24 protein-coding genes are annotated in these 26,640 nt (G+C 65.5%); 16 read left to right on the top strand and 8 right to left on the bottom strand.

Annotated elements, in window-relative coordinates:
* Positions 1-68: 68 nt before the first annotated feature.
* Positions 69-1,403: an MFS transporter gene (locus H8A95_RS09880; RefSeq protein WP_229182995.1), complete on the top strand. Its 1,335-nt coding sequence runs from the start codon at positions 69-71 to the stop codon at positions 1,401-1,403.
* 128 nt (positions 1,404-1,531) lie between these two features.
* On the opposite strand, the gene H8A95_RS09875 is transcribed toward H8A95_RS09880, so the two are convergent.
* The 5 genes from H8A95_RS09875 to H8A95_RS09855 form a co-directional block, all read right to left on the bottom strand.
* Positions 1,532-2,482, bottom strand: a complete 951-nt coding sequence (locus H8A95_RS09875) for a YiiG family protein (protein ID WP_229182994.1) — start codon at positions 2,480-2,482, stop codon at positions 1,532-1,534.
* Between the two features lie 182 nt (positions 2,483-2,664).
* Positions 2,665-3,300: an aspartate/glutamate racemase family protein gene (locus H8A95_RS09870; protein ID WP_229182993.1), complete on the bottom strand. Its 636-nt coding sequence runs from the start codon at positions 3,298-3,300 to the stop codon at positions 2,665-2,667.
* A gap of 178 nt (positions 3,301-3,478) precedes the next feature.
* The gene (locus H8A95_RS09865; RefSeq protein ID WP_229182992.1) at positions 3,479-4,489 is read right to left on the bottom strand and encodes an amino acid ABC transporter substrate-binding protein; all 1,011 of its coding nucleotides are present in this window, start codon (positions 4,487-4,489) and stop codon (positions 3,479-3,481) included.
* Between the two features lie 12 nt (positions 4,490-4,501).
* Entirely contained in the window at positions 4,502-5,851 is a 1,350-nt protein-coding gene (locus H8A95_RS09860) for an aspartate aminotransferase family protein (protein ID WP_229182991.1), read from the bottom strand.
* A gap of 5 nt (positions 5,852-5,856) precedes the next feature.
* Positions 5,857-6,732, bottom strand: a complete 876-nt coding sequence (locus tag H8A95_RS09855; protein WP_229182990.1) for a MurR/RpiR family transcriptional regulator — start codon at positions 6,730-6,732, stop codon at positions 5,857-5,859.
* 108 nt (positions 6,733-6,840) lie between these two features.
* On the opposite strand from H8A95_RS09855, the gene H8A95_RS09850 reads away from it, so the two are divergent.
* The 14 genes from H8A95_RS09850 (at position 6,841) to hemC (ending at position 22,832) form a co-directional block, all read left to right on the top strand.
* Positions 6,841-8,040, top strand: a complete 1,200-nt coding sequence (locus H8A95_RS09850; RefSeq protein ID WP_229182989.1) for an amino acid ABC transporter permease — start codon at positions 6,841-6,843, stop codon at positions 8,038-8,040.
* A 1-nt stretch (position 8,041) separates the two neighbouring features.
* On the top strand, positions 8,042-9,163 hold the full coding sequence (locus tag H8A95_RS09845) for an amino acid ABC transporter permease (RefSeq protein WP_229182988.1): 1,122 nt from the start codon (positions 8,042-8,044) through the stop codon (positions 9,161-9,163).
* A gap of 126 nt (positions 9,164-9,289) precedes the next feature.
* Entirely contained in the window at positions 9,290-10,084 is a 795-nt protein-coding gene (locus tag H8A95_RS09840) for a FadR/GntR family transcriptional regulator (RefSeq protein WP_229182987.1), read from the top strand.
* A gap of 44 nt (positions 10,085-10,128) precedes the next feature.
* Entirely contained in the window at positions 10,129-11,547 is a 1,419-nt protein-coding gene (locus H8A95_RS09835; protein WP_229182986.1) for an amidase family protein, read from the top strand.
* Positions 11,548-11,585: 38 nt separating this feature from the next.
* A complete protein-coding gene (locus H8A95_RS09830) occupies positions 11,586-13,016 on the top strand; it encodes an amidase family protein (RefSeq protein WP_229182985.1) in 1,431 nt (476 codons plus the stop codon).
* Between the two features lie 221 nt (positions 13,017-13,237).
* Positions 13,238-14,452, top strand: coding sequence for an ABC transporter substrate-binding protein (locus H8A95_RS09825; protein ID WP_229182984.1), 1,215 nt, complete (start codon positions 13,238-13,240; stop codon positions 14,450-14,452).
* 917 nt (positions 14,453-15,369) lie between these two features.
* A complete protein-coding gene (gene cnbZ, locus H8A95_RS09820; RefSeq protein ID WP_229182983.1) occupies positions 15,370-16,122 on the top strand; it encodes a 2-amino-5-chloromuconate deaminase CnbZ in 753 nt (250 codons plus the stop codon).
* 124 nt (positions 16,123-16,246) lie between these two features.
* Positions 16,247-17,839, top strand: coding sequence for an NAD(P)/FAD-dependent oxidoreductase (locus H8A95_RS09815; RefSeq protein ID WP_229182982.1), 1,593 nt, complete (start codon positions 16,247-16,249; stop codon positions 17,837-17,839).
* 2 nt (positions 17,840-17,841) lie between these two features.
* Positions 17,842-18,261, top strand: coding sequence for a c-type cytochrome (locus H8A95_RS09810; protein WP_229182981.1), 420 nt, complete (start codon positions 17,842-17,844; stop codon positions 18,259-18,261).
* A gap of 24 nt (positions 18,262-18,285) precedes the next feature.
* Complete coding sequence (locus tag H8A95_RS09805; protein WP_229182980.1) at positions 18,286-18,774, top strand: RidA family protein; 489 nt, start codon at positions 18,286-18,288, stop codon at positions 18,772-18,774.
* Between the two features lie 127 nt (positions 18,775-18,901).
* Entirely contained in the window at positions 18,902-20,320 is a 1,419-nt protein-coding gene (locus H8A95_RS09800) for a M20/M25/M40 family metallo-hydrolase (RefSeq protein WP_229182979.1), read from the top strand.
* Positions 20,320-21,138 carry an aspartate dehydrogenase gene (locus tag H8A95_RS09795; RefSeq protein WP_229182978.1) on the top strand — a complete coding sequence of 273 codons (819 nt, stop codon included), beginning with the start codon at positions 20,320-20,322 and terminating at the stop codon, positions 21,136-21,138. The genes H8A95_RS09800 and H8A95_RS09795 overlap by 1 nt, the downstream gene beginning before the upstream one ends.
* Positions 21,138-21,758, top strand: a complete 621-nt coding sequence (gene pncA, locus H8A95_RS09790) for a bifunctional nicotinamidase/pyrazinamidase (RefSeq protein ID WP_229183010.1) — start codon at positions 21,138-21,140, stop codon at positions 21,756-21,758. The genes H8A95_RS09795 and pncA overlap by 1 nt, the downstream gene beginning before the upstream one ends.
* 102 nt (positions 21,759-21,860) lie before the next feature.
* Positions 21,861-22,832 carry a hydroxymethylbilane synthase gene (gene hemC / locus H8A95_RS09785; protein ID WP_274617397.1) on the top strand — a complete coding sequence of 324 codons (972 nt, stop codon included), beginning with the start codon at positions 21,861-21,863 and terminating at the stop codon, positions 22,830-22,832.
* Positions 22,833-22,857: 25 nt separating this feature from the next.
* On the opposite strand, the gene H8A95_RS09780 is transcribed toward hemC, so the two are convergent.
* Complete coding sequence (locus tag H8A95_RS09780) at positions 22,858-23,646, bottom strand: crotonase/enoyl-CoA hydratase family protein (RefSeq protein ID WP_229182977.1); 789 nt, start codon at positions 23,644-23,646, stop codon at positions 22,858-22,860.
* Positions 23,647-23,678: 32 nt separating this feature from the next.
* A complete protein-coding gene (locus H8A95_RS09775) occupies positions 23,679-24,809 on the bottom strand; it encodes an aromatic ring-hydroxylating oxygenase subunit alpha (protein ID WP_229182976.1) in 1,131 nt (376 codons plus the stop codon).
* A 172-nt stretch (positions 24,810-24,981) separates the two neighbouring features.
* Between H8A95_RS09775 and H8A95_RS09770 the strand changes: the two genes are divergently transcribed.
* On the top strand, positions 24,982-25,932 hold the full coding sequence (locus tag H8A95_RS09770; RefSeq protein WP_229182975.1) for a LysR substrate-binding domain-containing protein: 951 nt from the start codon (positions 24,982-24,984) through the stop codon (positions 25,930-25,932).
* Here the strand turns inward: H8A95_RS09770 and H8A95_RS09765 are convergent.
* Positions 25,929-26,621, bottom strand: coding sequence for a DUF1045 domain-containing protein (locus tag H8A95_RS09765; protein ID WP_229182974.1), 693 nt, complete (start codon positions 26,619-26,621; stop codon positions 25,929-25,931). The genes H8A95_RS09770 and H8A95_RS09765 overlap by 4 nt on opposite strands.
* Positions 26,622-26,640: the final 19 nt, after the last annotated feature.

The following is a 26,640-nucleotide window of genomic DNA, read 5'->3' as shown; positions in this document are numbered from 1 at the left end:
ATCCGTGTGGGCAGGCGCATCGGCGCCGATCACGCCCGCACGGCCAAGAACGGTTTTGGGGAGGCCATATGTCCATCGAACTATCCGCGCGCTCGCGCGGCGCTGAACTGTCGGATGAGGAACGCAAGGTTCTCACGGCAACGCTCGTCGGCACCACGATCGAGTGGTACGACTTCTTCGTCTACGCGCAGGCCGCTGGCCTGGTGTTCGGCGCACTGTTCTTCGCACCGATGAACGCGAACAATCCGCTGCTGGCGCAGATCATCTCGTTCGCGACACTCGGCCTGTCCTTCCTGTTCCGTCCGCTCGGGGCCATCGTCTGCGGCCATCTCGGCGACCGCTTCGGGCGCAAGAACATGCTCGTCGTCACGCTGCTCTTGATGGGGGCAGCGACCGCGCTGGTCGGCCTGTTGCCGACCTATGCGCAGATCGGCGCCTGGGCGCCGGCACTCCTTATTTTGCTCCGCATCCTGCAGGGTTTCTCGGCCGGCGGCGAGTGGGGCGGCGCGGCGCTGATGGCGGTGGAATCCGCCCCGCTCAACAAGCGCAGCTTCTTCGGCTCGTTCCCGCAGATCGGCACGCCGCTCGGCATGATCCTGGCGACCGGCGTGTTGTGGGTGCTCACCACGACGCTCGGCAAGCAGGCGATGATCGAATGGGGCTGGCGCATTCCGTTCCTGCTGTCGATCCTGCTGATCGTCGTCGGCATCGTGATCCGCCGCACCGTGGAGGAATCGCCGGTGTTCAAGGCGATGCAGCGGCGGCACAAGGAATCTTCCGCGCCGCTGAAGGAACTGATGCGCAATCATGCGAAGGAAATCCTGCGCACCGCGCTGATCTTCATGGCCAACAATGCGGCCGGCTACATCCTGATCGCGTTCATCATCAGCTACGGCGCCAACACGCTGAAGATGCCGTCGGAGCAATTGCTGCTGATCGGCACGCTGGCGGCGGTGAGCTGGTTCATCTTCACGCTGCTGGGCGGCATCCTCGGCGACAGAATAGGCCGCGTGCGCTGCTTCCAGATTGGCTACACCCTGATGGTGCTGTGGGCGGTGCCGATGTGGTTCCTGATCGACAGCAAGAACCTGCTGTTGTTCTTCATCAGCGCCGTCGGCCTCACCATCGCGCTCGGCCTGTCCTATGGCCCGCAGGCGGCGCTCTATGCCGAGCTGTTTCCGGCCAAGGTGCGCTATTCCGGCGTCTCGATCGGCTACGCGCTCGGCGCCATCTTCGGCGGCGCCTTCGCGCCGATGATCGCGCAATGGATCATCGGCACCTACGGCCAATCCTGGCGCGTCGGCGTCTACATCGCGGTGATCTCGCTGATCTCGCTGATCACGGTGTCGACGATCAAGGATCCGCAAGGCGTCGATCTCAACGTGAATGACGCGGGCGGGTAGTCGATCTCCGCTCTGTAGGGCGGATTAGCCGAAGGCGTAATCCGCCACCGTTTCTGTGTCGCGGTGGATTACGCTTCGCTAATCCACCCTACGCAGCGGCGCATCGCTTTCCATTCCGGCGCCATCGCTCAGATGCGGGCGCCGCGGTTGTAGCCGTCGACCAGCTGATTGTAGTCGCGCATCAGCCGGGCCGGCGATCCTTCCACCATCCAGCCGGAGCCGGCGTTGCTCAGCATCATCTTCTCACCTGAGCTGTAAGGCACCTTGTCGCGAACGCGGCGCATCAGCTGCTTCGCCGTGGTGAGGAAGGATTTGGCGCTGCCGATGAACATCGAGCCGAGCTTGACGTCGCCGTCCTTGCCCGAGGCCTCCTCGGTTGCCTTCACCGTGGCCTCATATTCGTTGAGCGCCTGGGTTATCGCGTCGAGGTCGGGTTTGTCGGCCTGCTGCGCGCGAAGCACGCGTTTGGCCTGGATCATCAGGGCCTCGACATAGTAGTGCGACTTGCGGCCTTCGCTCGCCTCGATCGCGGCCAGCTGCTCGGCTGCGCGCTTGTCATTGATCGCCTCGACGCCGGCGCGCAGCGCCTTGTCGGCGCTGGCGAACGCATCCCATGCCGCGACCAGGCGCGGATGCAGCGCCTTGCCCTTGGCCATCTTGTCGTCCTTGTAATTCTCCTGGGTGTAGTAGTCGTCCGCCTCCTTCAACAGCGGCTCGAGCGTGGTGACGGCAGCAACATAGGCATTCGCGGCGCCCTCAAGCTCGGCATCGTGCGGGTCCGCCGCATTGGCGGCCGCGACGCTCGTCTTGCAGTCGGACGTGTCGTAGATCGTATAGGTGCCGTAGATGATCCGCTCCTTGCCGGTGGGACCGCTCTTGGCGGCCCAGGAAAAGTAGCGATCGCGGGATTCGTATGACCGCGCCGAGAGCCGGTTGATGCACCCCACATAGGCGTTCACCTTATGCGTCAGTTGCGCGGAGGCGGCGCTCGCCGACGACGCGGGCGGGGCCTGCTGGGCGGCGGCCGGCTCGAGAAAAGCAGCGATGGCTGCAATCACAAGGAAACAGGTATTTCGCATCGGGAGTTTGCCCTCATCTCAGCCGGAAGTCGGCCGCCTCAGCATAGAAAGATTGTGTGACGGCAACAGGTGACGTCACGGACCTCCGCCGAGGCCGTGCGGCACACTATCGACAGACGTGTTTGTCGGCTACAGGGCGAAACTGTTGGTCTACTACCGGAGCAAGCTGCTTTTCGGCGCGCTTATCTGCCCCCGAGAATTGCCTTCAGCTTCAGCACCGCGCTGTCGGGTGTCGTCAGCACCTCGCGGCCGGTGACCTCGGCGACGCGCTCGGCGGCGGGCGCCATGCTGTACTGCGCCAGCGCGATCAGGTCGCAGTCGCGCAAATCGCGGCTCGCCTCGACCACGATGCGGTCGTGCTCGGCGCGGTCGCCGCGATCGAGCGCCGCCAGCGCGCCCTCGGCGAGTTTCGGCACCAGCGTCACGGAGGACGGAAATTCCGGCGGCATCGACACCAGCGTCGGCGGGAAGGTCGAGAGCAGGCCGATGCGCTTTCCCTTGGCGACCGCCTGTTCGATCATCGCCTCGTTCGGCCTCAGCACCGGCATCGGCGCCTGCGCGCGCGCCACCGCCTCGATGCAGGGGCCGAACGCCGAGCAGGTGAAGAGAATGCCGTCGGCGCCGGTGCCGGCGGCATAGCGGCCCATGGTCAGGAAGCGCTCGGTCATGCGCCCGGTGAGCTTGCCGTCGCGCGCGAGATCGGCCGACAGGCTGTCGTCGAGCAGGTTCATCAGCCGCGCCTCCGGCCAATGCTTTGCGAATGACGCCTCGATCGGCACGATCGAATGCTTCAAGGCGTGAATGAGCGTGATGCGCATGAGGTTGTTATAGCCTCTTCCTTTTTCTCCCTCTCGCCGCCCTTTCGCGGGAGAGGGCAGCGGTGAGGGGCTCTATCGTCGTAACAGGTGAGAGGAGAGGATGCGGAGGCTCCCCTTCACCCGAATTGCTTCGCAATCTTACCTCTCCCCGCAGGCGGGGAGAGGTAACAAGAACCGGTTACTTGAACGGGATCGCGTACATCAACCCACCCTTGCTCCAGGTGCCGTTGAGGCCGCGCTCGAGCTTCAGCGGGCTCGCCTTGCCGACATTGCGCTCGAAGATTTCGCCGTAATTGCCGCCGGCCTTGATCGCCGCGACCAGCCATTTGTTGTCGAGGCCGAGCCGCGAGCCGAGATCGCCGGATGCGCCGAGCAGGCGCTGGATCGCCGGGACCTGCGACTTCGTCATCTCGTCGACATTCGCCTGCGTGACGCCGAGCTCTTCGGCTTCGACCAGGCCGTAATGCAGCCAGGTGATGATGTCGCTCCACACTTCGTCGCCGTTGCGGGTGAACGGGCCGAGCGGCTCCTTGCTGATGGTCTGCGGCAGCACGACATAGTCGTCGGCCTTCGGCGCTGCGGTTGCGACCGCGCCGGCGAGCGCCGAGGCGTCCTGAGTCATGGCATCGCAGCGGCCGCCAAAGAAGGTCTGGTACATGGTGTCGGGGCGATCGAACACCAATGGCTTCCAGTCGATGCCGTTGGCGCGGCCGTAATCGCCGAGCGTCACCTCATGCGTGGTGCCCTGCGCGACGCAGACGGTGGCGCCCTTGAGGTCCTTCAGCTCCTTCACACCGAGGTCCTTCTTCACCACAAAGCCCTGGCCGTCGTAGAAATTGACCGGGCCCTGGCGCAGCCCGAGCGTGGTGCCGCGCAGGTAGGTCTGCGTCGAGTTGCGGTAGAGCACGTCAATCTCGCCCGACTGCAGCGCGGTGAAGCGGTTCTGCGCGGTCAACGCGACGTAGCGCACCTTGGCGGGATCGCCGAGAATGCCGGCGGCGAGCGCGCGGCAATAGTCGACATCGAGGCCCTTGAAGTTGCCCTGCGAGTCCGGCGCCGAGAAGCCGGCAAAGCCGGTCGAGACGCCGCACACCAGCGTGCCGCGCTGCTTGATGGTGTCGAGCGTCGCCGCGCTTGCGCTCGCGACGCCGGCGACGAGCAGGCTCGCCGCGATAATCAAGTTCCTCATTCTGTCCTCCTCCTAGTGACCAACATCTTTCAACGCGCTGTCTACCGCAGCGCCGAGCCTTTCGACGATCATGTCGATGTCGCCGGAAGTTGCGATATAGGGCGGGGCGAGCAGCACGTGGTCGCCGCGCTGGCCGTCGGCAGTGCCGCCCGACGGATAGCAGCCGAGGCCGCCGGCGAACGCCGCGGACTTGATCCGCTGATGCAGCTTCAGCTTGGGATCGAACGACTGCCGCGTGCCGCGATCGGCGACCAGCTCGATTCCCCAGAACAGGCCGCGGCCCCTGATGTCGCCGACATGGCGATGGTTGCCGAAGCGTTCGATCAGCCGCTGCTCGAGCTGGCGGCCGCGCTCCTTGACCTGGTCGAGCAGCTTCTCCTCGGCGATCGTCTTCTGCACTTCGAGCGCGGCGGCGCAGGCGAGTGGATGCGCGAGATACGTATGCCCGTGCTGGAACGCGCCGGAGCCATTGCGCACGGTGTCGACGATGGTGCTGCTGGCAAGCATCGCGCCGATCGGCTGATAGCCGCCGCCGAGGCCCTTGGCGATCGTCTGGATGTCGGGCGAGATACCTTCCTGCTCCCACGCATGTAGCGTTCCGGTGCGGCCCATGCCGCACATCACTTCGTCGAGGATCAGCAACGCGCCGTGGCGGCTGCAGATCTCGCGCACCGCCTTGAAGTAACCTTCCGGCGCCGGCACGCAGCCGGCGGTGGCGCCGACCACGGGCTCGGCGATGAAGGCGGCGACATTCTCAGGGCCGAGCCGCTGAAACTCGGCTTCCAGTTCGGCGGCGAGCCGGGCCACGAACGCGGCCTCCGATTCATCGTCGCGCTTCTCGTGATAGGCGAAGGCGGGCGTGACGTGGCTGAACGAAGGCGACAGCAGCGGCGCGTAGGGTTCGCGGCGCCAGGCATTGCCGCCGGCCGACAGCGCGCCGAGCGTGTTGCCGTGATAGCTCTGGCGGCGCGCGATGAAGCGCGCGCGCTTCGGCTCGCCGCGCTCGATGAAATATTGCCGCGCCAGCTTGATCGAGGCCTCGATCGCCTCCGATCCGCCGCTGACGAAATAGACATAGCCGAGGCCGCCGGGCTCGTGGCCGACCAGCCGTTCCGCGAGCTCTTCCGCAGGCTCGGAGGAGAAGAAGCCGGTGTGGGCATAGGCAATCTTCGAGGCCTGCCTGGCGATCGCGGCAAGGATCCGCGGATGCTGATGGCCGAGGCACGACACCGCGGCGCCGCCGGAGGAATCGAGAATGCGGTGGCCATCCTCCGCCATCAACCAGACGCCGTCGCCGCCGATCGCTTTCGGCGGGGTCTCGCGCAGGCTTCGGTGCATCACGCGGCTCTTGTTGGCGGCCATGATACTCATCCTTTCTCGACAGTATATTGCGACATCCTGGCAAGCCGGCCCTCCGTCTCCTCCAGCCTGCGTTTCGCCCCGGCGCCGCCCAGCGTGAAGGCAACGGCGGCGAGCGACTGCGCCACCGCGATCGCGCCGGTGAGGCTCGGGAAGAAGCCGGGAGAGGAGGCGGCTTCGAACAGCAGCAGATGATCAGCGCCTTCGGCCATCGGCGCCGTGATCGTATCGGCGATCGCGATCAGCGTGGCGCGCGCCTGATGTGCCGCGCGCGCCGTCTCGACGCTGACCAGCGTGTAGGGCGCAAAACCGATCACGACCACGGCGTCGTCTGAGCGGAAGGCGCCGTGGTCGAGATCGAACGGGCCGGAACCGCCGACCAGTTGCACCGCGTCGGGGCGGAACAGGCGAAGCTGGTAGGTCAACAGGTCCGCAACGCCGCGGCAGCTGCGGAAGCCTGTGATCCAGATCCGGTTGGCTGCGTGCAGCGCACGCGCGGCGTCCGCAATCGCGCTCGCGGAAATGCGCGCAAGCCCCGCGGCTTCAGCCTCGAGCTTGTCGTGGACCAGTTTGACATCGGCATTCGGCCCGGCGCGGCGGCTCTTGGCGCGGCCGGAGAAGGGCGAGCCCTGCGCCGGACGCCGCGCCTCGGTGAGTGCGGCGCGCAATTCGTCCCAGCCTGAATAGCCGAGCGCTTTTGCCAGACGGGTAAAGGATGCAGGATCGGCGCCGGCGACGGAGGCAAGCTCGCGCATCGAGCGGGTGGTGGCATCGTAATCATTGGCGGCGACGAACCGGCCGACCTCCTGCAAGCGCATCGGCAGCGACGGCAGTGCGCTGCACAATTCGTTCAGGGGCGATGGTTTCGGCTGAGCCTGGGCCATGAAACATATGTTGCATGAATATTAATTTGGTGCAACATATGAAGTGCGCAGCTCCGAATACGCTCTTGCGCATGGCAGAAGATCGCTTCTCACTGGGATCCTTGTGCTGTGACGACATCGACGCCGAAACGCTCTCCCGCCCGGGCTCCAAGTCGGCCCTGGCGGCTTTCGCTCAGCGATCCCCGCGTCGCCGGCCTGTTCTGGCAGATCCTGGTGGTCGGAATCGCAGTCGCCATCGTCGTCTGGCTGTGGTCGAACGCGGTGCATAATCTCTCGGTGCGTCGCATCTCGACCGGCTTTGCCTTCCTCGGCCGTGAAGCCGGCATGCCGATCGCGGATTCCTGGATCGACTACACCCCGAAGAACACCTATCTGCGCGCCTTCATCGTCGGCATCGTCAACACGCTGCGCGTGGCCGTCATCGGCATCGTGCTGGCGACCGTGATTGGTACGCTGGTCGGCATCGCGCGGCTGTCGTCGAACTGGCTGCTGGCGCGGCTCGCCGCCGTCTATGTCGAGGTGCTGCGCGACCTGCCGCTGCTGCTGCAGCTGCTGTTCTGGTACGTGCTGATGCAAGGACTGCCGGCAGCGCGCCAGGCGTTCAAGCCGATCGAGGGCATCTATCTCTCCAATCGCGGCCTGATCCTGCCGTCGGTCCCGCTGCACGAGGCCAATTGGTGGACGATCCTTGCGCTGGTTGCCGGCCTCGTCGTGCTCCATCTCGTCAGGCGCCGCCAGATCGCGCAGCAGATGCTCGACGGCCGGGCGCGGTCGGCCTGGCCTTACGCGCTCGGCCTCGTCGTCGTGCTGCCCGCGCTGGTGTCGTGGCTTATGGGCGCGAGCTGGAACATCATGCTGCCCGAGCTGCGCGGCTTCAACTTCGTCGGCGGCTTGACCTTGGCGCCGGAATATTTTGCGCTGCTGATCGCGCTCGTCACCTATACCTCGGCGTTCATCGCCGAGATCGTGCGCAGCGGCATCCAGGCGGTGCCGCGCGGCCAGTCGGAGGCCGCCAAGGCGCTCGGGCTGAAGCGCGGCTTCGTGCTTCAGCACATCGTGCTGCCGCAGGCGCTGCGCGTCATCATCCCGCCGATGACCAGCCAGTATCTCAACCTGACCAAGAATTCCTCGCTCGCGGTCGCGGTCGGCTATCAGGACATCGTCTCGATCGCCAACACCACGCTGAACCAGACCGGGCAGGCGATCGAGTCGATTGCGCTGATCATGATGGTGTTCCTCACCATCAGCCTCGGCATCAGCCTGTTCATGAACTGGTACAATGCGCGGATCGCGCTGGTGGAGCGCTGACATGAGTTCGGTCGCCCACCTGCCGCAGGATCCGCTGCCGATCGGCCCGCGCCCCGCACCGCGCGCGCTCGGCGGCCATCTCACCGTGTGGCTGCGCGCCAATCTGTTCGCCTCGATCCCGTCCAGTATCATGACGCTGCTGTTGCTGTTCGTGCTCGGCAAGGCCTGCATCGGCCTCTGGCAATGGGGCATTGCGAATGCGGTCTGGATCGTCTCCGGCAACGACACCAGCGCCTGCCGCGCGCTGCGCGGCGTCGGTGCCTGCTGGGCCGTTGTCCCGGAGAAGTATCGTTTCATCCTGTTCGGCACCTATCCGTTCGACGAGCAGTGGCGGCCGGCGCTCGCGGTGCTGATCTTCATCGCGCTGTTCGCTGTGTCGAGCCGCCGCAGCTTCTGGCGCAAGGAGCTGTTCCTGCTGTGGGCCGCCGCCCTGGCCGTGATCGGCTGCCTGATGTGGGGCGGCTTCCTTGGTCTGTCCTTTGTCACCCAGGACCGCTGGGGCGGGCTGCCGGTGACGTTGATCCTCGCGACCTTCGGATTGGCGTTCGGCTTCCCGCTCGGAATTTTGGTGGCGCTCGGCCGCCGCTCGAAATTGCCGGCGATCCGCTCGCTCTGCGTGCTCTATGTCGAACTGATCCGCGGCGTGCCGCTGATCAGCCTGTTGTTCATGGCGAGCGTGATGTTCCCGCTGTTCATGCCCGACGGCGTCAACATCGACAAACTGCTGCGCGCGCAGATCGCCTTCATCCTCTATGCCGGCGCCTATCTCGCCGAAGTCGTGCGCGGCGGCCTGCAGGCGGTGCCGCGCGGTCAATATGAGGCGGCCGATGCGCTCGGACTGTCCTACTGGGAGAAGCACGCGCTGATCGTGCTGCCGCAGGCGATCCGCCACGTCATCCCGCCGCTGGTCAACACCTTCATCGCCTTCTTCAAGGACACCAGCCTGGTCCTGATCATCGGCATCTTCGATCTGTTGACGACGGCGAAGACCGCGATCGTCGATCCGGCCTGGCAGTCCTTCAGCGTCGAGGTCTACGTCTTCGTCGGCGTGATCTACTTCGTCTTCTGCTTCGCGATGTCGCGCTACAGCCGCAGCCTCGAGGCGCAGCGCGGAACGAACTGAGCGATCGTCGCTCGCCAATTCCTGAACGTTCAGTCTGCCGTCATGCCCAGGATCAGCCCCGGGCACGACGGCCCCTTGAGACGATCCCCCTTGCCAAGCCGTCTCGATCCTATTTATGATCATAAAATGGATAAATCGGCTCTACCCACCCTTGACCCCTCGCGGCGCGCCTCGATCAAGCGCAAGCGCTCGGACGCGGTCGCCGATCTGATCCGCAGCCACATCTTCCAGGCCGGATTGCAGCCCAACGACCGGCTGCCGCAGGAAGGCGAGCTGATCGAGATGTTCGGTTGTAGCCGCTCGACCATCCGCGAGGCGCTGAAGTCATTGGAAGTGCAGGGGCTGGTGCAGAACACCACCGGTCCCGGCGGCGGCGCGCGGGTGGCGCCGGTGTCGATCAACCGGATCGTCGGCCTGCTCAGCAACTATTTCTATTTCCAGTCGGTCTCTACCGCGCAGATCTACCAGATCCGCCGGCTGATCGAGCCGGAGCTCGCCTTCAGCGTGGTCGGCCACCTGACGCCTGCGCATTTCGCCGCGCTCGACAAGGCGATCGCGGTCCAGGAGCATCATCCCGGCGGTGACGCGGACTGGGAGCACCACCGCCACGCCGAGATCGATTTCCACGACATCCTGATCGAGGCCTGTCCCAATCCGCTGCTTGGCCTGATGTGCCGCTTCATCAACGAGGCGATCCGCCATCTGATCGGCAAGCTCGGCGTGCAGGAATTCGCATCCAGCTTCACCTGCGACAACATCGAGTTTCACAAGCGCCTGATGGCCGCGTTCCGCTCCGGCAACGCGGCGCGTGCCCGGCGCGTGATGCTCGACCACGTGCTGAGCGCCGAGGCCGTGGTGGTTCCCCCGGAGGACCGGCGCATGGATCTGCCCGTCTTTCACCAGCCATTGCGGCTCGACTGACCCGCATCGGCTGACTGTTGCATCACGCGTTGGAGGAAACAACAATGGTCACGCGGCGCGAGAATGAATTGTGGAGCTGGTCGGCCGTCGATCTGGCGCGCGCGATCGCGACGCGTGTGATCTCGAGCCGCGAGGCCGTGCAGTCCAGCCTCTACCGGATCGCGCAGGTCAATCCGGCGTTGAACGCCATCGTTGAGGTGCTCGCCGATGAAGCGCTCGCCGCGGCAGATGCTGCGGATGAAGCGGTGAAATCCGGCGCCGAGCTCGGCGTGCTGCATGGCGTGCCGGTCACGATCAAGGTCAATGTCGATCAGCGCGGCCACGCCACCACCAACGGCGTCGTCGCCTTCCGCGACGTCATCGCCACCGAGGACAGCCCGGTGGTCGCGAATTTCCGCAAGGCCGGCGCCGTCATTGTCGGCCGCACCAACACGCCGGCCTTCTCGCACCGCTGGTTCACCAACAACGATCTGCATGGCGCGACCTATAATCCCTGGAGCCGGCGGCTGACGCCGGGCGGCTCCAGCGGAGGTGCCGCGTCGGCGGTCGCTTCCGGAATGGGCACGATCGCGCACGGCAACGATTTCGGCGGATCGATCCGCTATCCCGCTTACGCCTGCGGCGTCGCCGGCCTGCGTCCGACGCCGGGACGGATCCCCGCGTTCAATCCATCGGCGACCAGCGATCGTCCGATCACGGCGCAGATGATGTCGGTACAGGGGCCGCTCGCGCGCTCGGTCGCCGATCTCGGGCTCGGCCTTACCGCGATGGCGCAGGCGGATCCGCGCGACGGCACCTGGATGCCGGTGCCCCTGCAAGGTGCGCCGCTCAAGCGTCCGGTCGGTGTTGCGATCGCGGCGGCGCCGTTCGGCGACGAGGCGCCGGAGGTGAGCGCAGCGGTGCGCGCCGCCGGACGCTGGCTCGCGGAGGCCGGCTTTGCCGTGGAGGAGACCTCGCCGCCGCGGCTCGCGGAGGCCGCCGATCTCTGGCATCGGCTTGTCATCAATGAGGAGCGGCGCGTGCTGGCGCCGATGATCCGCAAGTTCGGCGACGATCGGAGCCGCTACAATCTCGACGGCCATATTGCCTATGCGCCTGAGCTCGACGGCGATCAGGTGCTGGCCTGCTTCGAGCAGCGGCTGGCCATCGTGCGGGCCTGGCAGCTGTTCCAGGAGCGTTGCCCGGTCATCATCCTGCCGGTCTCGGCGCAACTGCCGTTCCGCTTCGATCAGGATCAGGAGGATGCAACGGTCGTGCATGCGTTGCTCGATGCGCAGCGGCCGCTGCTTGCCGTCCCCGCGCTCGGCTTTCCGTCGGTCGTGGTGCCGACGGGGACCGCCGGCGGCGTGCCGGTCGGCGTGCAGGTGATCGCCGGCCGCTTCCGCGAGGACGTCTGCCTCGCCGTGGCCGAGGTGATCGAGGCGCGCGCCTCGACGCTGACGCCGATCGATCCGCGTGACTAAACCAACAACAAAGCACTGAACATAACGGGAGAACAACAGTGACGAATGCACCGATCTGGCAATGGTCCGCCGTGGAGACGGCTGCGGCGATCAGGAATGGCGAGGCGACCTCGGAGCAGGTCGTGCGCGCCCATCTCGATCGCAAGCAGGAGGCAAACCCGGCGCTGAATGCCGTCGTCGTCGATCTCGGTGACGCCGCGATGAGGGCAGCTAAGGCTGCGGACGAGGCGCTGGCTGCGAGCAAGCGCGGAGGCGGCGCCGTCGGGCCGCTGCACGGCGTACCGGTCACGATCAAGATCAATATCGACGTCGAGGGCCAGGCCAATTCGAACGGCGTGGTGGCGTTCAAGGACAACATCGCGCCGGGCGACTCGCCGGTGACGGCCAATCTCAAGAAAGCCGGTGCCATCATCATCGGCCTGACCAACACGCCGGAATTCTCGCTGCGCGGCTTCACCGATAACCCGCTGCACGGCCTGACGCGCAATCCCTGGAATGCCGAGGTGACCTGCGGCGGATCTTCCGGCGGCGCCGGCGCGTCGATCGCCGCAGGTATCGGCACCATCGCGCATGGCAACGACATCGGCGGCTCCTTGCGCTGGCCGGCCCATTGCAACGGCATCGCCACCATCAAGCCGACCCAGGGCCGCATTCCGGCGTTCAATCCCTCAGCCACGGCAGAACGGCCGCTGATGGCGCAGTTCATGTCGTCGCAGGGACCCCTGGCGCGCCACGTCGCCGACGTCCGTCTCGGCCTCGAGGTGATGGCGCAACGCGACCCGCGCGATCCCTGGTATGTGCCGGCGCCGTTGCAGGGGCCGAAGCCTGCCGCACCAGTCAAGGTCGCGCTCGCAAAGATCCCTGAAGACATGGTGACCGATCGCGGCGTGATCGCGCTCCAGCGCAAGGCGGCCGATCACCTGGCCGATGCCGGCTATGCGGTCAGTGAGGTCGAGGTGCCCGATCTCAACAAGGTCTGGCAGCTCTGGTGCGACTTGATCATGACCGAGACCCGCGTGTTGCAGCAGGACCAGATGCTGGCGGTCTCCAGCGCCGACTTCCAGAAGACGTTCCACGGATTCATGGCGCTGGCAAATCAATTGGACCAGGCCGGCTACATGAAGGCGATCGCCGAGCGGTCGCGCCACATCAGGAACTGGATGACGTTCCTTGAGCAGTATCCTCTGGTGCTGATGCCGACCTCGGTGCGCAAGACGCCGGAGGTCAATGCCGATCTCGGCGGCGATCAGCGCGTGAAGGACGTGTTCTGGAACGACCTGCGCTTCATCTCGTCGATGAACGTGCTGGGGCTGCCGGCAGCCGTGGTGCCGGTCGGCCTGCACGAGGGGGTGCCGGTCGGTGTCCAGATCGTCGGCTCGCGCTATCGCGAAGACATGTGCCTGGATGCGGCCGAGGCGATCGAGCGCAAGGTTGGCATCCTGGCAAGGCAATTGTGGGCGCGGCGCTGAGGTGATCTCGCATCCATTCGTATGATCCAAGGAACGCCGCGCCGAAATCTCGCCGCGGCGTTCGCATGATCGGCGACGCGCGTGTGTCGGCACCTGGGGCCTTGTTCCTCCTCCCGGAATTTCGGCGCGGAATCGCAGAGCGCCATGCCGGCCAACGGGGTTGCCGGTGATCCCTGATTGCTTCAGGAGATCGTCCGAACCATCCGAACCCTGGGAACGAAATGTCCATCACGAAACGCTCGCATGTCCTGGCCGCAATTGCCGCCGTGTGTCTCTCCTTTGCTGCCGGTACGGCCCGCGCGGAGGATGGTGTGTTGCGGGTCGGCATCATCACCGACATGAGCGGGCAATATTCCGACGGCAACGGTCCGGGATCGGTGATCGCGGCCCAAATGGCCGCGGAGGAAATCGGCGGCACGGTCGCCGGCCGCAAGATCGAGATCATTTCGGCCGATCACCAGAACAAGCCAGATGTCGCGACCGGCATCGTGCGCAACTGGATCGACAACAAGGGTGTCGACGTGATCGCCGAAGGCGTCAATTCCGCGGTGGCGCTCGCGATCCAGACGGTGACCCGCGAACGCAAGAAGCTGTTCCTGATCTCGGGCTCCGGTTCATCCGACCTCACCGGCAAGCAATGCTCGCCGACCAGCGTGCAGTGGACCTATGACACCTACGCCTCCTCGAACGCGACGGCGAAGGCGGTGGTTGCGCGCGGCGGTACGCCTTGGTTCTTCCTCACGGCGGATTACGCGTTCGGCCAGGCGCTGGAGCGCGACGCGAGCAGGGCCGTCACCGCTGCCGGCGGCAAGGTGCTGGGCGCGGTCCGCCATCCCTTCGACACCGCCGATTTCTCGTCATTCCTGCTGCAGGCGCAGTCGTCCAACGCCAAGATCCTGGCGCTCGCCAATGCCGGCTCCGACTTTCGCAACGCGGTGTCGCAGGCCGACGAGTTCAACATCCGCGCCAGCATGCAGATCGTCGCGTTGCAGGTGACGCTCACCGACGTGCCCGCGCTCGGCCTCGCGCATGCGCACGATCTCTTGTTCACCGATTCCTTCTATTGGGATCGCACGCCCGAGACGCGCGTGTTCGCCCAGGAGTTCTTCAAGCGGCACGGCGCGATGCCGACGGCCTACCAGGCCGGCGTCAACTCGGCGCTGCGGCACTACTTCAAGGCCGTCGCCGCAACCAACTCGGTTGAATCCGAGACCGTGATCGCGCAGATGCGCAAGACCCCGGTCAACGATTTCTTTGCCCAGAACGGCGTGGTGCGCGAGGACGGCCGGATGGTGCACGACATGTATCTGATGCGCATCAAGAAGCCGGAAGAGTCCAAGAGCAAGTGGGATCTCTACGAGTATCTCGCGACGGTGCCGGGCGACCAGGCCTTCCGTCCGCTCGCAGAAGGTGGTTGCCCCTACCTCGCCAAGTGATGCGTCTACCTCTCCGCCTCGTCATTCCCCGGTGCGCAATTGCGCACCTGAGGGCGCGCCTCTTGGCGCGAGCCCGGAATCCATTAGGCCGCATTATCCGTGGACGAATGGATTCCGGGTTCTCGCGGAGCCTGTCATCGGGCGCGCGTTCGCGCGACCCGTTGGCGAGCCCCGGAATGACGGAGACAGGTGCGACAAAACGACCCGACGGGCAACTCAGCAAAAACCTGTCAATCATTTCAAGTAAAAATATTTCGCTTTATCAGAATACTCAACTCGGTGTATGAACCCGTCGTCTCACCCGACACGAGGGGCGCTTCGCGGTCGTCACGAACGCGGGTCGAGATGCGGTGGACGCGCAGTGTGCGACTGACGGAGGCACGCGAAGCGGACGGCGAAGTCGTGCAGGCCTGACGCCCTAGTGGTAGGTGTCTCCTCGCAAGACGCGAAAGCGTTCTTGCGAAGACGGTGACAACAAAGCCCAGTCTCGCCGGGGAGAGCACGTATAAGCCGTAAGCCATCGCGCAGGGAAAGCCGGATTGCTCCGGTTACACCTGTGGTCCTACCCCCGAGCTTTCTACTTTTTGCTCGGGGCCCATGGGTGCGATCGGCACCCGGCTTTCCCTGCGCCCTCTGATCGAAGAGAGGGCGGAACGAACAGCAAAGCTCGGGCAACCATGTCGCGAGAATGCGGTCGTATGACTGAGTGACCGCGCAGCACATTCGGTGTCGTCCCTGCGAAGGCAGGGACCCATAACCACGAATGGCTATTATTGAGCGCCTTTGGAACGACGAGTCCCTCTAACAACATCTGCCGCGGAGTATGGGTCCCTGCTTTCGCAGGGACGACAGCTGTGATGAAATTGAATGCGACGTCATCGTGACGGCCGCATACCGTGTTCACACCAAGAGGCACCATGACCAACACCATCGAAGCTCCCGACGGCGGCTACCGCTTCATGCCCGGCGTCAGTCAGTATTCCTGCGGCATCGGTGCTCTGCCCGGTTATGCCATCGAGCGGGTCAGGTTCTCTGACCCGGTACCCTTGAGCGCGGGTTTTGAACGGATTGCCGATATCATCCGCGACGCCGGCCGCCCGCTGACGGCATTCGGAGCCTGCGAACTGCGTTCGCCGGCGCCGTTCACCGAAGATGGGTTCAAGGCCTTCAACGAGATCTACATCAAGACGCTGGTTGCCTGGGGCGTGATGCGCGACGGCGTCAATCCGGTGGCGCGCAGCAACGTCTGTCCGAAACTTGATCCGCCAGGCGAGCCGAGTTTCCACGCCTTCTGCTACACGGTGCCCGCGGCGAAGGACGCTCCGACGAGCTTTGTCGTGGCCGGCAGCGGCGAATCGGTCGAAGGCAAGGCCAATTATCGCGATCATACCGTCGCGCTCGGTGACACCAGTCCGGCCGGCATCCTGGCGAAGGCGAAATTCGTCCTTGGCGAGATGGAACGCCGGATGAGCGCGTTCAGCGGTTCCTGGCGGGACACCACCGCGGTGCAGCTCTACACCGTGCACGATGCCTATCCGGTGCTCGAAAGCGAATTCGGTCGCCGTGGCGTGCTTCGCAGCGGCCTGACCTGGCATTTCGACCGGCCGCCGGTGGTCGGGCTCGATTTTGAAATGGATTGCCGGCGCGTGCATCTCGAGCGTGTGGTGTGATGCATCGGTCGCGCCACGCATCAAAAGCGCGTGTGGGTGCACGTGGAAGCGTGTGCCCTTTCTTGACACGGATCGCGTCAACCGTTTCCCTTCGTCATCGACGTCAGTGGCTGGGTGAACGCGGGTGCAGAACGAATCTGTGATCAGGCGGCGGGATTTGCTGGCGCTGATCGGGACCATCGCCGGCAGTTCGGCGATGTATCAGGCGATGACGAGCCTCGGCTTCGCCTCGGAGTCCGCCTACAAGGGGCCGCTCAAGCTCGCGGGCGACGTGAAGGGCGCTTCGGTGCTGATTCTCGGCGCCGGGCTCGCAGGCATGACGGCGGCGCTGGAGCTGCGCAAGGCCGGCTACAAGGTCCAGATCCTCGAATTCAACAACCGCGCCGGCGGCCGCAACTGGTCGATCCGCGGCGGTGACAGCTTTACCGAGCTCGGCGGCTTCAAGCAGACCTGCCAGTTCGAGCAGGGGCTCTACCTCAATCCCGGCCCGTGGCGGATTCCCTATCATCACCGCGCGCTGCTCGATTATTGCCGCCGGCTCAATGTGACGCTGGAACCCTTCATTCAGCTCAACCACAACGCCTATCTGCACGCGACGCGTGCATTCGGTGGCAAGCCGCAGCGCTTCCGCAGCATCAAGGCGGATTTCCAGGGCCAGGTGTCGGAGCTGCTCGGGAAAATCAGCCAACAGGGCAAGCTCGACGAGCTCGTCACCAAGGAAGATCAGGAGATCCTGCTGCAAGCGCTGCGCGACTGGGGCGCGCTGGATCGCGACTACAAGTACAATGCCAATCTCGGGTCCGCCGAGTTCCGTGGTTATGCCCGCGATCCCGGCGGCGGCTTGATGGGCGATCCGCTGCCCAGCGATCCGATCTCGCTCCAGGAGCTGTTGCGGTCGCGGATGTGGCGCTATTTGCAGTCCTATGCGCGCTACGATTTCCAGATGACCATGTTCCAGCCGGTCGGCGGCATGGATATGATCGGCAAGGCGTTCGCGCGCGAGGTCGGCGATCTCATCCGCTATAATGCCAAGGTCACGCAGATCCAGCAGAACGGCTCCGGCGTCACCGTGAGCTATGTCGATACGACCAGCCCATCCGCGGTGCAGCAGGCGACCGCCGACTGGTGCATCTGCACCATCCCGCTGCCGATCCTGAGCCAGCTCCAGGTCGATGTCAGCGCGCCGATGAAAAATGCGATCGAGTCCTTGCCCTATGCCGCCTCGGTGAAAGTCGGGCTGCAGTTCAAGCGGCGGTTCTGGGAGGAGGATGAGGCGATCTATGGCGGCATCAGCTACACCGACCTGCCGATCCGGAATATCGGCTACCCGAACTATGGCTTCAACCGCGGTGGCCGCGGCGTCCTGCTCGGTGCTTATTTGTATGAGGGCGCCAATTCCTTCGAGTTCACCGCGATGACGCCGGCCGAGCGGGTCGCCAGCGCGGTCGAGTTCGGCGCCGCGATCCACCCGCAGTACAAAAGCGAATTCGAGAACGGTGTTGCGGTGGCGTGGCATCGCGTGCCGTTCACGCTCGGCTGCGCCGGCGAATGGACCGAGGCCGGCCGGGCGCAGCACTACCGCAACCTCTGCCAGATCGACGGCCGTATCGCGCTCGCGGGCGAGCACGCGTCGCAGTTGCCGGCCTGGCAGGAGGGCGCCATCCTGTCCGCGCTCGACGCCATTACCCGATTGCATGAACGCGTGGTGAAGACGTGATGATGCGGACCAGCATATCGGCGATCGTCACGGTGACGCTTGTCACGTCGTCGCTGCTGTCAGCCGGCGCGGCCGTCGGGCAGGACAGCGGGGCGGGTAAACGCACCTTCTCTTCGGGCTACCGCTTCGTGGAGATGACCGGCGAGGAGCTGTTCGCCAATGTCTGCCAGGGCTGCCACATGCCGGACGCGACAGGCGCCAGCGGTGCCGGCACTTACCCGTCGCTCGCCGGCAACAAGAATCTCGAATCCGGCAGCTATCCGATCTTCCTCGTCGTCAACGGCCGCCGCGGCATGCCGGCGTTCGGCGACATGATGACCGATGGTCAGGTCGCCGCCGTTGTGAATTATCTGCGGACACACTTCGGCAACACCTATCAGGATGCGGTGACGACCAAGGATGTCCAGGACGCCCGCCGCTGATAAATACACTCGGGGAGAGTTTGAATGAAATTCATTGGTATCGCGCTGGGCACCGCGCTGTCGGCGATGGCGACCGTGGCCTCCGCGGATGTGGTCAGGCATCCGATTCCGAACTCGACATTCCCGATCGCGCAGGCCGTGACCGTGACCGGCAGTGCCACGACGGTCTATGTCAGCGGCCAGGTGCCGCCGGTCGTCAACAAGGATGCCGATCCGTCGAGCCCGCAGGCCTATGGTGACACCAAGACCCAGACCGTCGGCGTGCTCAACCGCATCAAGGGCATCCTGGAAGGCCAGGGGCTCGGCATGGGTGATGTGGTCAAGATGCAGGTGTTCCTGGTGCACAACGCGTCTGCGCCGATGGACTTCAAGGCCTTCATGGAGGGCTACACCCAGTTCTTCGGCGGCAGCCAGCCGAACCTGCCGGCGCGGTCGGTGCTCGGTGTCGCGGCACTGGCCAATCCCGGCTTCCTGGTCGAGATCGAGGTGATCGCGGTCAAGGATACGAAATAAGGACTCCAAATAGCGTGCGCGAAACTGCGGAGCATGCGCGCGGAAATTGAAGGGCTCGCCGTCTTGCCAAAGCGCGTGTCGCCTGTCTGAATTCGCTCCCGAGACGGTGGAATTCTGGGAGAGCACGATGTCGCACAAGGCTAGAGACATGGTCCGATCGCTGCAGTTCGCGGCGGCGCTCGGTTCAATGCTGGTGGCAACCGGCGCTGCGGCGCAGGGGCTGACCGAGCAGCAGCAATTTGCCCGCGGCATCTACCAGGAGCTGGTCGAGATCAACACGACCACCGCGACCGGCGATACCCAGAAGGCGGCGGAAGCGATGGGCGCGCGGCTCCGCGCTGCAGGCTTCCCCGAGGCCGACGTGCACGTGTTTTCGCCGGCGCCGCACAAGGGCAATCTGGTGGCGCGGCTGCATGGCTCCGGCGCGCGCAAGCCGATCCTGCTGGTCGCCCATATCGACGTCGTCCCCGCCCTCCGCGAGGACTGGACGGTCGATCCGTTCAAGCTCACCGAGCAGGACGGCTATTTCTATGGCCGCGGCTCGAGCGACGACAAATACATGGCCGCCTCCTTCGTCACCAACCTGATCCGCTACAAGAAGGAGGGCTACACGCCCGACCGCGACATCATCGTGGCGCTTGAGACCGACGAGGAAATCCTCGATTCCAACGGTCTTGGCATGCAGTGGCTGATCAAGAACCACCGCGACCTGATCGATGCCGAGTTCGCGCTCAACGAAGGCGGCGGCGTCGGCCTGAAGAACGGCAAGGCGATCCGCAACAGCGTGCAAACCAGCGAGAAGGTCTCGGTCGGCTATCAGCTCACGGTGAGGGATAGCGGCGGCCACTCATCGCTGCCGCGCAAGGACAATGCGATCTATCGGCTCGCCGAAGGCCTCGTGCGGCTCTCCAACTATAGCTTCCCGATGAATCTCAACGAGACCACGCGGATCTATTTCACGAAGACCGCCGAGGTCGACAAGTCGCATGCCGACGACATCAGGGCAATTCTGGCGCCGAAGCCTGACCCGGCGGCGCTGGCGCGATTGTCGGAGAGCCCCGGCTACAACGCTCAGCTCCGCACCACTTGCGTCGCGACCATGCTGGAGGGCGGCCACGCCATCAACGCGTTGCCGCAGCTGGCGACCGCCAAGGTGAACTGCCGGATCCTGCCCGGCGAGCCGGTCGATGGCGTGCAGGCAACGATCGAGCGCGTGCTCGCCGACAAGCAGATCGAGGTGACCCCGACCGGCAAGGCGGTGCTGAGCCCGCCGTCACCCCTGAACGAGGAGATCATGGGTTCGATCGAGAAGCTGTCGAAGGAGTTCTGGCCGGATGCGGCGATCGTTCCTGTGATGAGCACCGGCGCGACCGACGGCAGCTATCTGCGCAATGCCGGAATCCCGACCTACGGTCATTCCGGGCTCGGTGCTGATGTCGACGACAACCGGAACCATGGCAAGGACGAACGCGTGCTCGTCAAATCGTTCTACGAAGGTCAGGACTACCTCTATCGCCTGGTCAAGATGCTCGCCGGCGGGAAGTGATGGCTGACAGCAAGACAAAGACACGGGTCGCGGTCGCCGGCCTCGGCGCAATCGGCACCGACGTCGTCAAGGCGCTCGATCAGGGCATCGAGGGCCTGACGCTGGTTGCGGTGTCCGCGAACAGCCCGGACAAGCACCGCGGCTGGGTCGAAGGGCTCAAGTCTGCGCCGAAGCTGGTGCCGATAGATGAGCTTGCCGAGGTCGCCGACATCGTGGTCGAGTGCGCGCCGAGCAAGCTGGTGCGTTCGATCGTGGCGCCGGTGGTCGAGCGCGGCAAGACCGCGGTCGTGCTCAGCGTCGGCGCGCTGTTGCAGAACGAGGACCTGGTCGACATCGCGCGAGCCCATGGCGGCCAGATCATCGTGCCGACCGGCGCGCTGATCGGGCTCGACGCGGTGACCGCGGCGGCGATCGGGACCATTCATTCGGCGAAGCTCGTCACGCGCAAGCCGGTCGCGGGTCTCCTCGGCGCGCCGCATCTGGTCGAGAACAACATCCGGATCGATGACATCACCGAACCGCTGCGCATCTTCGAGGGTAGCGCGCGCGACGCCGCCAAGGGCTTTCCCGCTAATCTCAACGTCGCAGTGGCGCTGTCGCTCGCCGGCATCGGCCCCGATCGCACCAGGGTCGAGATCTGGGCGGACCCGACGGTAACGCGCAACACCCACCGGATCGAGGTCGATTCCGATTCCGCGCGGTTCTCGATGATGATCGAGAACATCCCCTCGGAAAATCCCAAGACCGGCCGCATCACCGCGCTGTCGGTGATCGCCTGCCTGCGCAAGCTGCGTGCGTCATTGCGGATCGGGACGTGATGAAGATTGCGCCCGACGATCTCTTGCTGATCATCGACGTGCAGAATGATTTCTGCCCCGGCGGCGCGCTGGCGGTGGCCGACGGCGATGCCGTCGTGCCGGTCGTCAACCGGCTCGCCGCGCGCTTCGACCATGTCGTGCTGACCCAGGATTGGCACCCGGCGGGGCACAGCTCGTTTGCGACCTCGCATCCAGGTGCGGTGCCGTTTTCCTCGATCACCATGCCCTATGGGCCGCAGACGCTGTGGCCGGATCATTGCATCCAGGGCACGGCCGGCGCCGCATTTCATCCCGACCTCGCAACCGATCGGGCCGAGCTCGCGATCCGCAAGGGGTTCCGTGGCGCGATCGATTCCTATTCGGCGTTCTTCGAGAACGACCGGACAACGCCGACCGGGCTCGCCGGTTATCTGCGCGAGCGCGGCCTCAAGCGCGTCGTGATGGCGGGGCTCGCGACGGATTTCTGTGTGCAATATTCGGCGCTCGATGCGAGGCGGCTCGGCTTCGAGACTACGGTCGTGCTGTCGGGCTGCCGCGCCATCGACCTCGGCGGTTCGCTCGCCGCGGCGACCGCTGCAATGCGCGAGGCCGGCGTGGCGCTTATTGAGGATGTCGCCTGAGCGTCGCCAAGTCGGGGCAAAAACCATTGTTTTGACTGATCTTTTGTTCTAATCCCCTGCCGTTGATGACCACGCAGCGGAGCTTTCGTGTCGGGACAGGTTTTGCGGATAGGGACGCGCAAGAGCGCGATGGCGCTCGCGCAGACGGACGAGGTCGCGCGGCTGCTGCGCGCCTCGGCGGGCGACCTTGCCGTCGAAATCGTCAAGTTCGAGACCCGCGGCGACCAGGACCAGACCAGCAAGCTGTTGCGCCATGGCGGCAAGGGCGGTGCCTTCGTCGCCGAGATCCGCGAGGCCATGCGCGCGGGCACGTTGCAGGCCGCGATGCATTCGCTGAAGGACGTGCCGGGCAATGAGGAGACGCCGGGTCTTGTCCTTGCCGCAATGCTGGCGCGCGATGCCGCCAATGACAGCCTCGTGCTGCGGCCGGGCTTGTCGTTGGACACGCTGCGCGCCGCTCGCGGCAAGGGCTTCATGATCGGCACCAATGCCGTGCGCCGTGCCGCCTATCTGCGCCGGCTGTTTCCGGAAGCGACCGTGATCCATTATCGCGGCGCCGCCGACACGCGAGTTGCAAAACTCGATCGCGGCGACAAGCAGCGGCTGCCCGGTGGCGGCGAGGTGGGGCCGGCGGATGCGCTGGTGATGGCACGCTCCGGCCTGGAGCGCATCGGCATGACCGCGCGCATCGCGCATGATTTCTCCGTCGGCGAGATGCTGCCGGCGGTCGGCCAGGGCATCGTCGCGGTCGAATGCGTCGAGACCGACTGGGCGACGCGCGCGCGGCTTGCTGCGATCGACAACGCGCCGTCGCGCCTTGCCTCCGAGGCCGAGCGCGAGGTGCTGTGGGTGCTCAACGGCCATTGCAATTCGCCGATCGCCGGCCACGCCACGCTGACCGGAAACGAGATGGCGCTGCGCGCCTCCGTGCTGGATGAGGCCGGCTCAGGCTTCATCGAGGTGACGCGGCGCGGACCGGCGGACCGGCCGCGCGAACTCGGCCGCGCCGTCGGCATTGAGTTGCTGGAGAAGGGCGCCGCCGAGATCATCGCGCGCACCCGGGTGGACGAATAGCGCCTGCCGCCGGCGCGTGCGGTTCTCAGGCGATATCGGTGAAATCGCCGTGCCGGCCCTTGCCGCCTGCGAAACGGCGTGCACCGGCCTCGGTCTCGCCGCTCGCGACCGTCGCAAGTCCGAGCCGAAATTCGTTGAGCGTGGCCTGCTCCCAGCCGAGCTCCCATTGCTCGATGGCGGAGAGGCGGTCGCTGCGCAATGCCGCCTGCGGCAGGCGGCAGAGATCATGGGCGAGGCTGCGCGCCTCGGTGAGCGCGGTACCAGGTGCGACCACGCGGTTGGCGAGCCCGATCTGCCCGGCCTCTTCGCCGGAGATGCCGCGTCCGGTGAGGATCATGTCCATCGCGCGGCTGTGCCCGATCAGCCGCGGCAGGCGCACGGTGCCGAGATCCATCAGCGGCACGCCGAAGCGTCGGCAATAGACGCCGAAAGTGGCGTCGGTTGCTGCGACCCGGAGATCGCACCAGATCGCAAGTTCGAGCCCGCCCGCCACGGCGGGTCCTTCGACAGCGGCGATCACCGGCTTCGACAGCTTCATCCGCGTCGAGCCCATCGGGCCGTCGCCGTTCTCGACGCGGTGGCCGCGATGGCCGGCCGCGGTGCGCTTCAGGTCGAAGCCGGCGCAGAACGCGCCGCCCGCGCCGGTCAAGATCGCGACCGACAGCGATGGATCGCGATCGAAGGTGCGAAAGGCTTGCGCCAGCCCCTGCGCGGTCTCGGGATTGACCGCGTTACGCGCCTCGTCATAGCGATCGATCGTCACGATCGCGATGGCCTGCTCGGTTCGGTATTTGACGGTCGGGTGGTCCAGCATATCAGGTCCTCGGTACGCAGTTTTGGGGCGGATCAGCGTGCGCTTGCGCGGCTCTCGATGATCGAAGCCAGGTTCTGGTGAAAATGCCTGATCGCGCCCTCGAACAGGCCGAAGGTGAAGTGATCGTTCGCCTGTGTTGCGAGCCCGCGCTGCGCGGCGCAGGCCATCTCGCGATCCTCAGCCGCGCCCGCGGTGACGAAGTCGCGTCCCTGAGCGACCGCGGCGCGACCGTCCTCCGCAGCGATCTGGTTCGACAGCGTGTAGGTGACGAGCCGGGTGCGGTCCACCGCCAGCGGCTCGAGCACCGTCATCAACCGATTGGTCGGAAAGGTCGACAGCATCACGTTCGGAAACAGGTGATAGACATGCGTCAGCATGCCGGCCGTCCTGCGCTCGCTTGGCGGCACATGGCGCAGCTTCTCGATGCGTCGATAGGGAAAGCTGATCCGGCTGTTGTGGCCGAAGGATTCGATCACGTTGAGATTGTCGTACTGCAGCGGATAGAACGTATCCTGGTGCGTCGATCGGATGTGATAGCCTTCGAGGAAACCCTCGGCGACGATCTTCCAGTTGGCCTCGACCTCCTGCGTGGCGGTCGAATAGAGCCTCCAGTCGTCGCCGAACAATGTCGGCATGTCGATCGCGTCTGAGGTTGCGGCGGGATCGTCCTGCGAGACGAACACCAGGCCGCCGCGCTCGATGCAGGTGACCGGCACAAGGCCGTGGCTGGTCTTGTCGAGGCCGGGAAAGCCGTGATCATCGGGGACACCGCGCAGCCGGCCGTCGAGGCCGTAGGTCCAGCCGTGATAGCGACAGGTCAGCGCCTTCTTACAACCGGCGCCGTCGACCAGCTGTACGCCGCGGTGCCGGCATGCATTACGGAAGGCGCGCGCGATGCCGTCTGCACCGCGGATCGCGACCACGGGTGTCAGCGCCGCGTCGCGCGCGACATAGGCGCCGACTTCGGCAAGCGCGGCGGACGGACAGAACGGCGTCAGCGTGCGGCGGAACGCACGTTCGATCTCGGCCGTGAAGCGATCCTGCGACAGATAATGCGCGACGGGCTCATGCCAGACGCCGTCGCTGAGATCGGTCGATTTCGCGTCGATATGCTTGAGGATGCGATCGACGATGGAGGCCTCGTCTGCGAGCTGTGTCGTCATCGCCGTTCTCCCGCTCTGTTGGCCGGGCTTGCCGCCCGGTCCCGCCTTCGGGGCAGATTCTCCCATTGCCCCGCACGCGACAAGCGAAAGGAGACCGGTTCGCATGAATGACATTCATCCGAAGTGGATTTTCCGCGCGACATCGACGAGGGCTCGCCGTTAGGATCGGCCCATGAGCAGGAACAACCCCAGGCCGGCGCGCCGGTCACCGTCGCACGGGAGCGACGACCTCGCTGCCGCGAGCCTGCGGCCGGCGCATCTGTTGGCATTGCAGGCGTTCGACGTCGCAGTCCGGCTCGGCAGCTTCAAGGCGGCTGCGGGCGCGCTGAATGTCAGCGCGTCGGCGGTCAGCCATCGCATTCGCAATCTGGAAGTCCATCTCGGCGTTGCGCTGTTTCATCGCGCCCATCGCGTCGTTCGGCCGACCCATGCCGGCGAGAAGCTGGCCGCTGCGACCGGTCGCGCGTTTGCGCTGCTGGCGCAGGCGGAATCGGCCGCCGGGACAGCCGGCCAACGCCGGCTGCGGCTCAAGGTGTTGCCGCAGTTCGCATCGGCCTGGCTGATCCCGCGGCTGTCCTCGTTCCTCACCCGGCATTCCGAGATCGATCTCGCGATTGAGACGTCGAATCGCAATGTCGATTTCGACACCGAGACATTCGACGCCGGCATCAGCTTCGGGCCCGACAAGCCCGAGGGCGTCGCCGCGCATCGCTTGATGGAGGTGAGGACCGTTCCGGTCGGTGCGCCGGCGCTGGCCCGGCGGCTGAAGCTGCGCATCGCCGCCGACCTCGGTCGCGCCGTCCTGATCCATGTGACGACATTCCCCGTGGCTTGGCCGCTCTGGTTCAAGCATGCCGGCGAGCTCGTGCCGCCGGCGACGCGCGCGATCTCGGTCGATAGCTTTGTGGCGGCGCTGCAGGCCGCCGAACGCGGCGCCGGTGTCGCGCTCGCGCTGGAACCCTTCATCGGGGAAAGTGAACGGCGCGGCACCATCCGCCGGCTCCTGCCGGTCGGCCACGTGACCGGCAGTTATTGGCTGGTTCATCCGCCGGGCGCGCAACGCAATCGCGCGCTGCAGACATTCAAGAAGTGGCTGCTCGCCGAGCTTGCGAAGCCGGGTTAGGTCGTGCGCAAGCGCCAGCTTTCGACGATGCGGAAACGTGACGCACCATCGGCTTGCTTGAACAGCGCGATGCGGTCGATCGCCAGCGTCGCAAGCTCGATCGCCGCGAACCGCTCGCGCAGCCGCGCCACGATCGAGCCGCGGCGCTCGTCGCTCAGCCGTCCGGTCAGTGTCATGTGGAAGCGGAATTCCTCCATGACGTAGGGATAGCCCCAGCGGTCGAGATAGTTGCGCTGCGGCTCGGTGAGCCGCTCCGGCTTGCGCCGCGTGCGATCTTCCGGCGTGAGTGGCGCGCGGAACGCGTCGAACTCGGTCACGCAGTCGGCGGCAAGCTGCTGCAGATCATCCGAGCGGCCGGCTGGAATCACGGCGATGAAGCCGCTGATGGCGTCGACGACAGGTTCAATCACCGGAATCCGCCGCGCGCGACCGGCGAAGGCGGCGCAGGCGTCGAGAAGCTCGGCCTCAGTCCTCCCGGCGGCGAGTGCGGTCGGCGCCTTCAGCGTGGCGTGGAAGCCGTATTTGCGAGGATCTTCCGTCACCTCGCGCCAGTCGGGCGCAACGCCATCGGGAAACGGCAGGTCGATGCCATCAACGGCATCGTAGCCGAGCAGCGTCGAACCGAAACGGTGCAGGGCGCTGTTGGGTGACGGCGCATAATAGATCGCGTAGCGCGGGGGGCTGGACATGGGGGGCAGAATAGCCGGG

Origin of the sequence: Bradyrhizobium oropedii (assembly GCF_020889685.1) — a bacterium.
GTDB lineage: Bacteria > Pseudomonadota > Alphaproteobacteria > Rhizobiales > Xanthobacteraceae > Bradyrhizobium > Bradyrhizobium oropedii.
The sequence above is the reverse complement of the archived record's forward strand: the minus strand, read 5'-3'. Positions and strand labels throughout refer to the sequence as shown.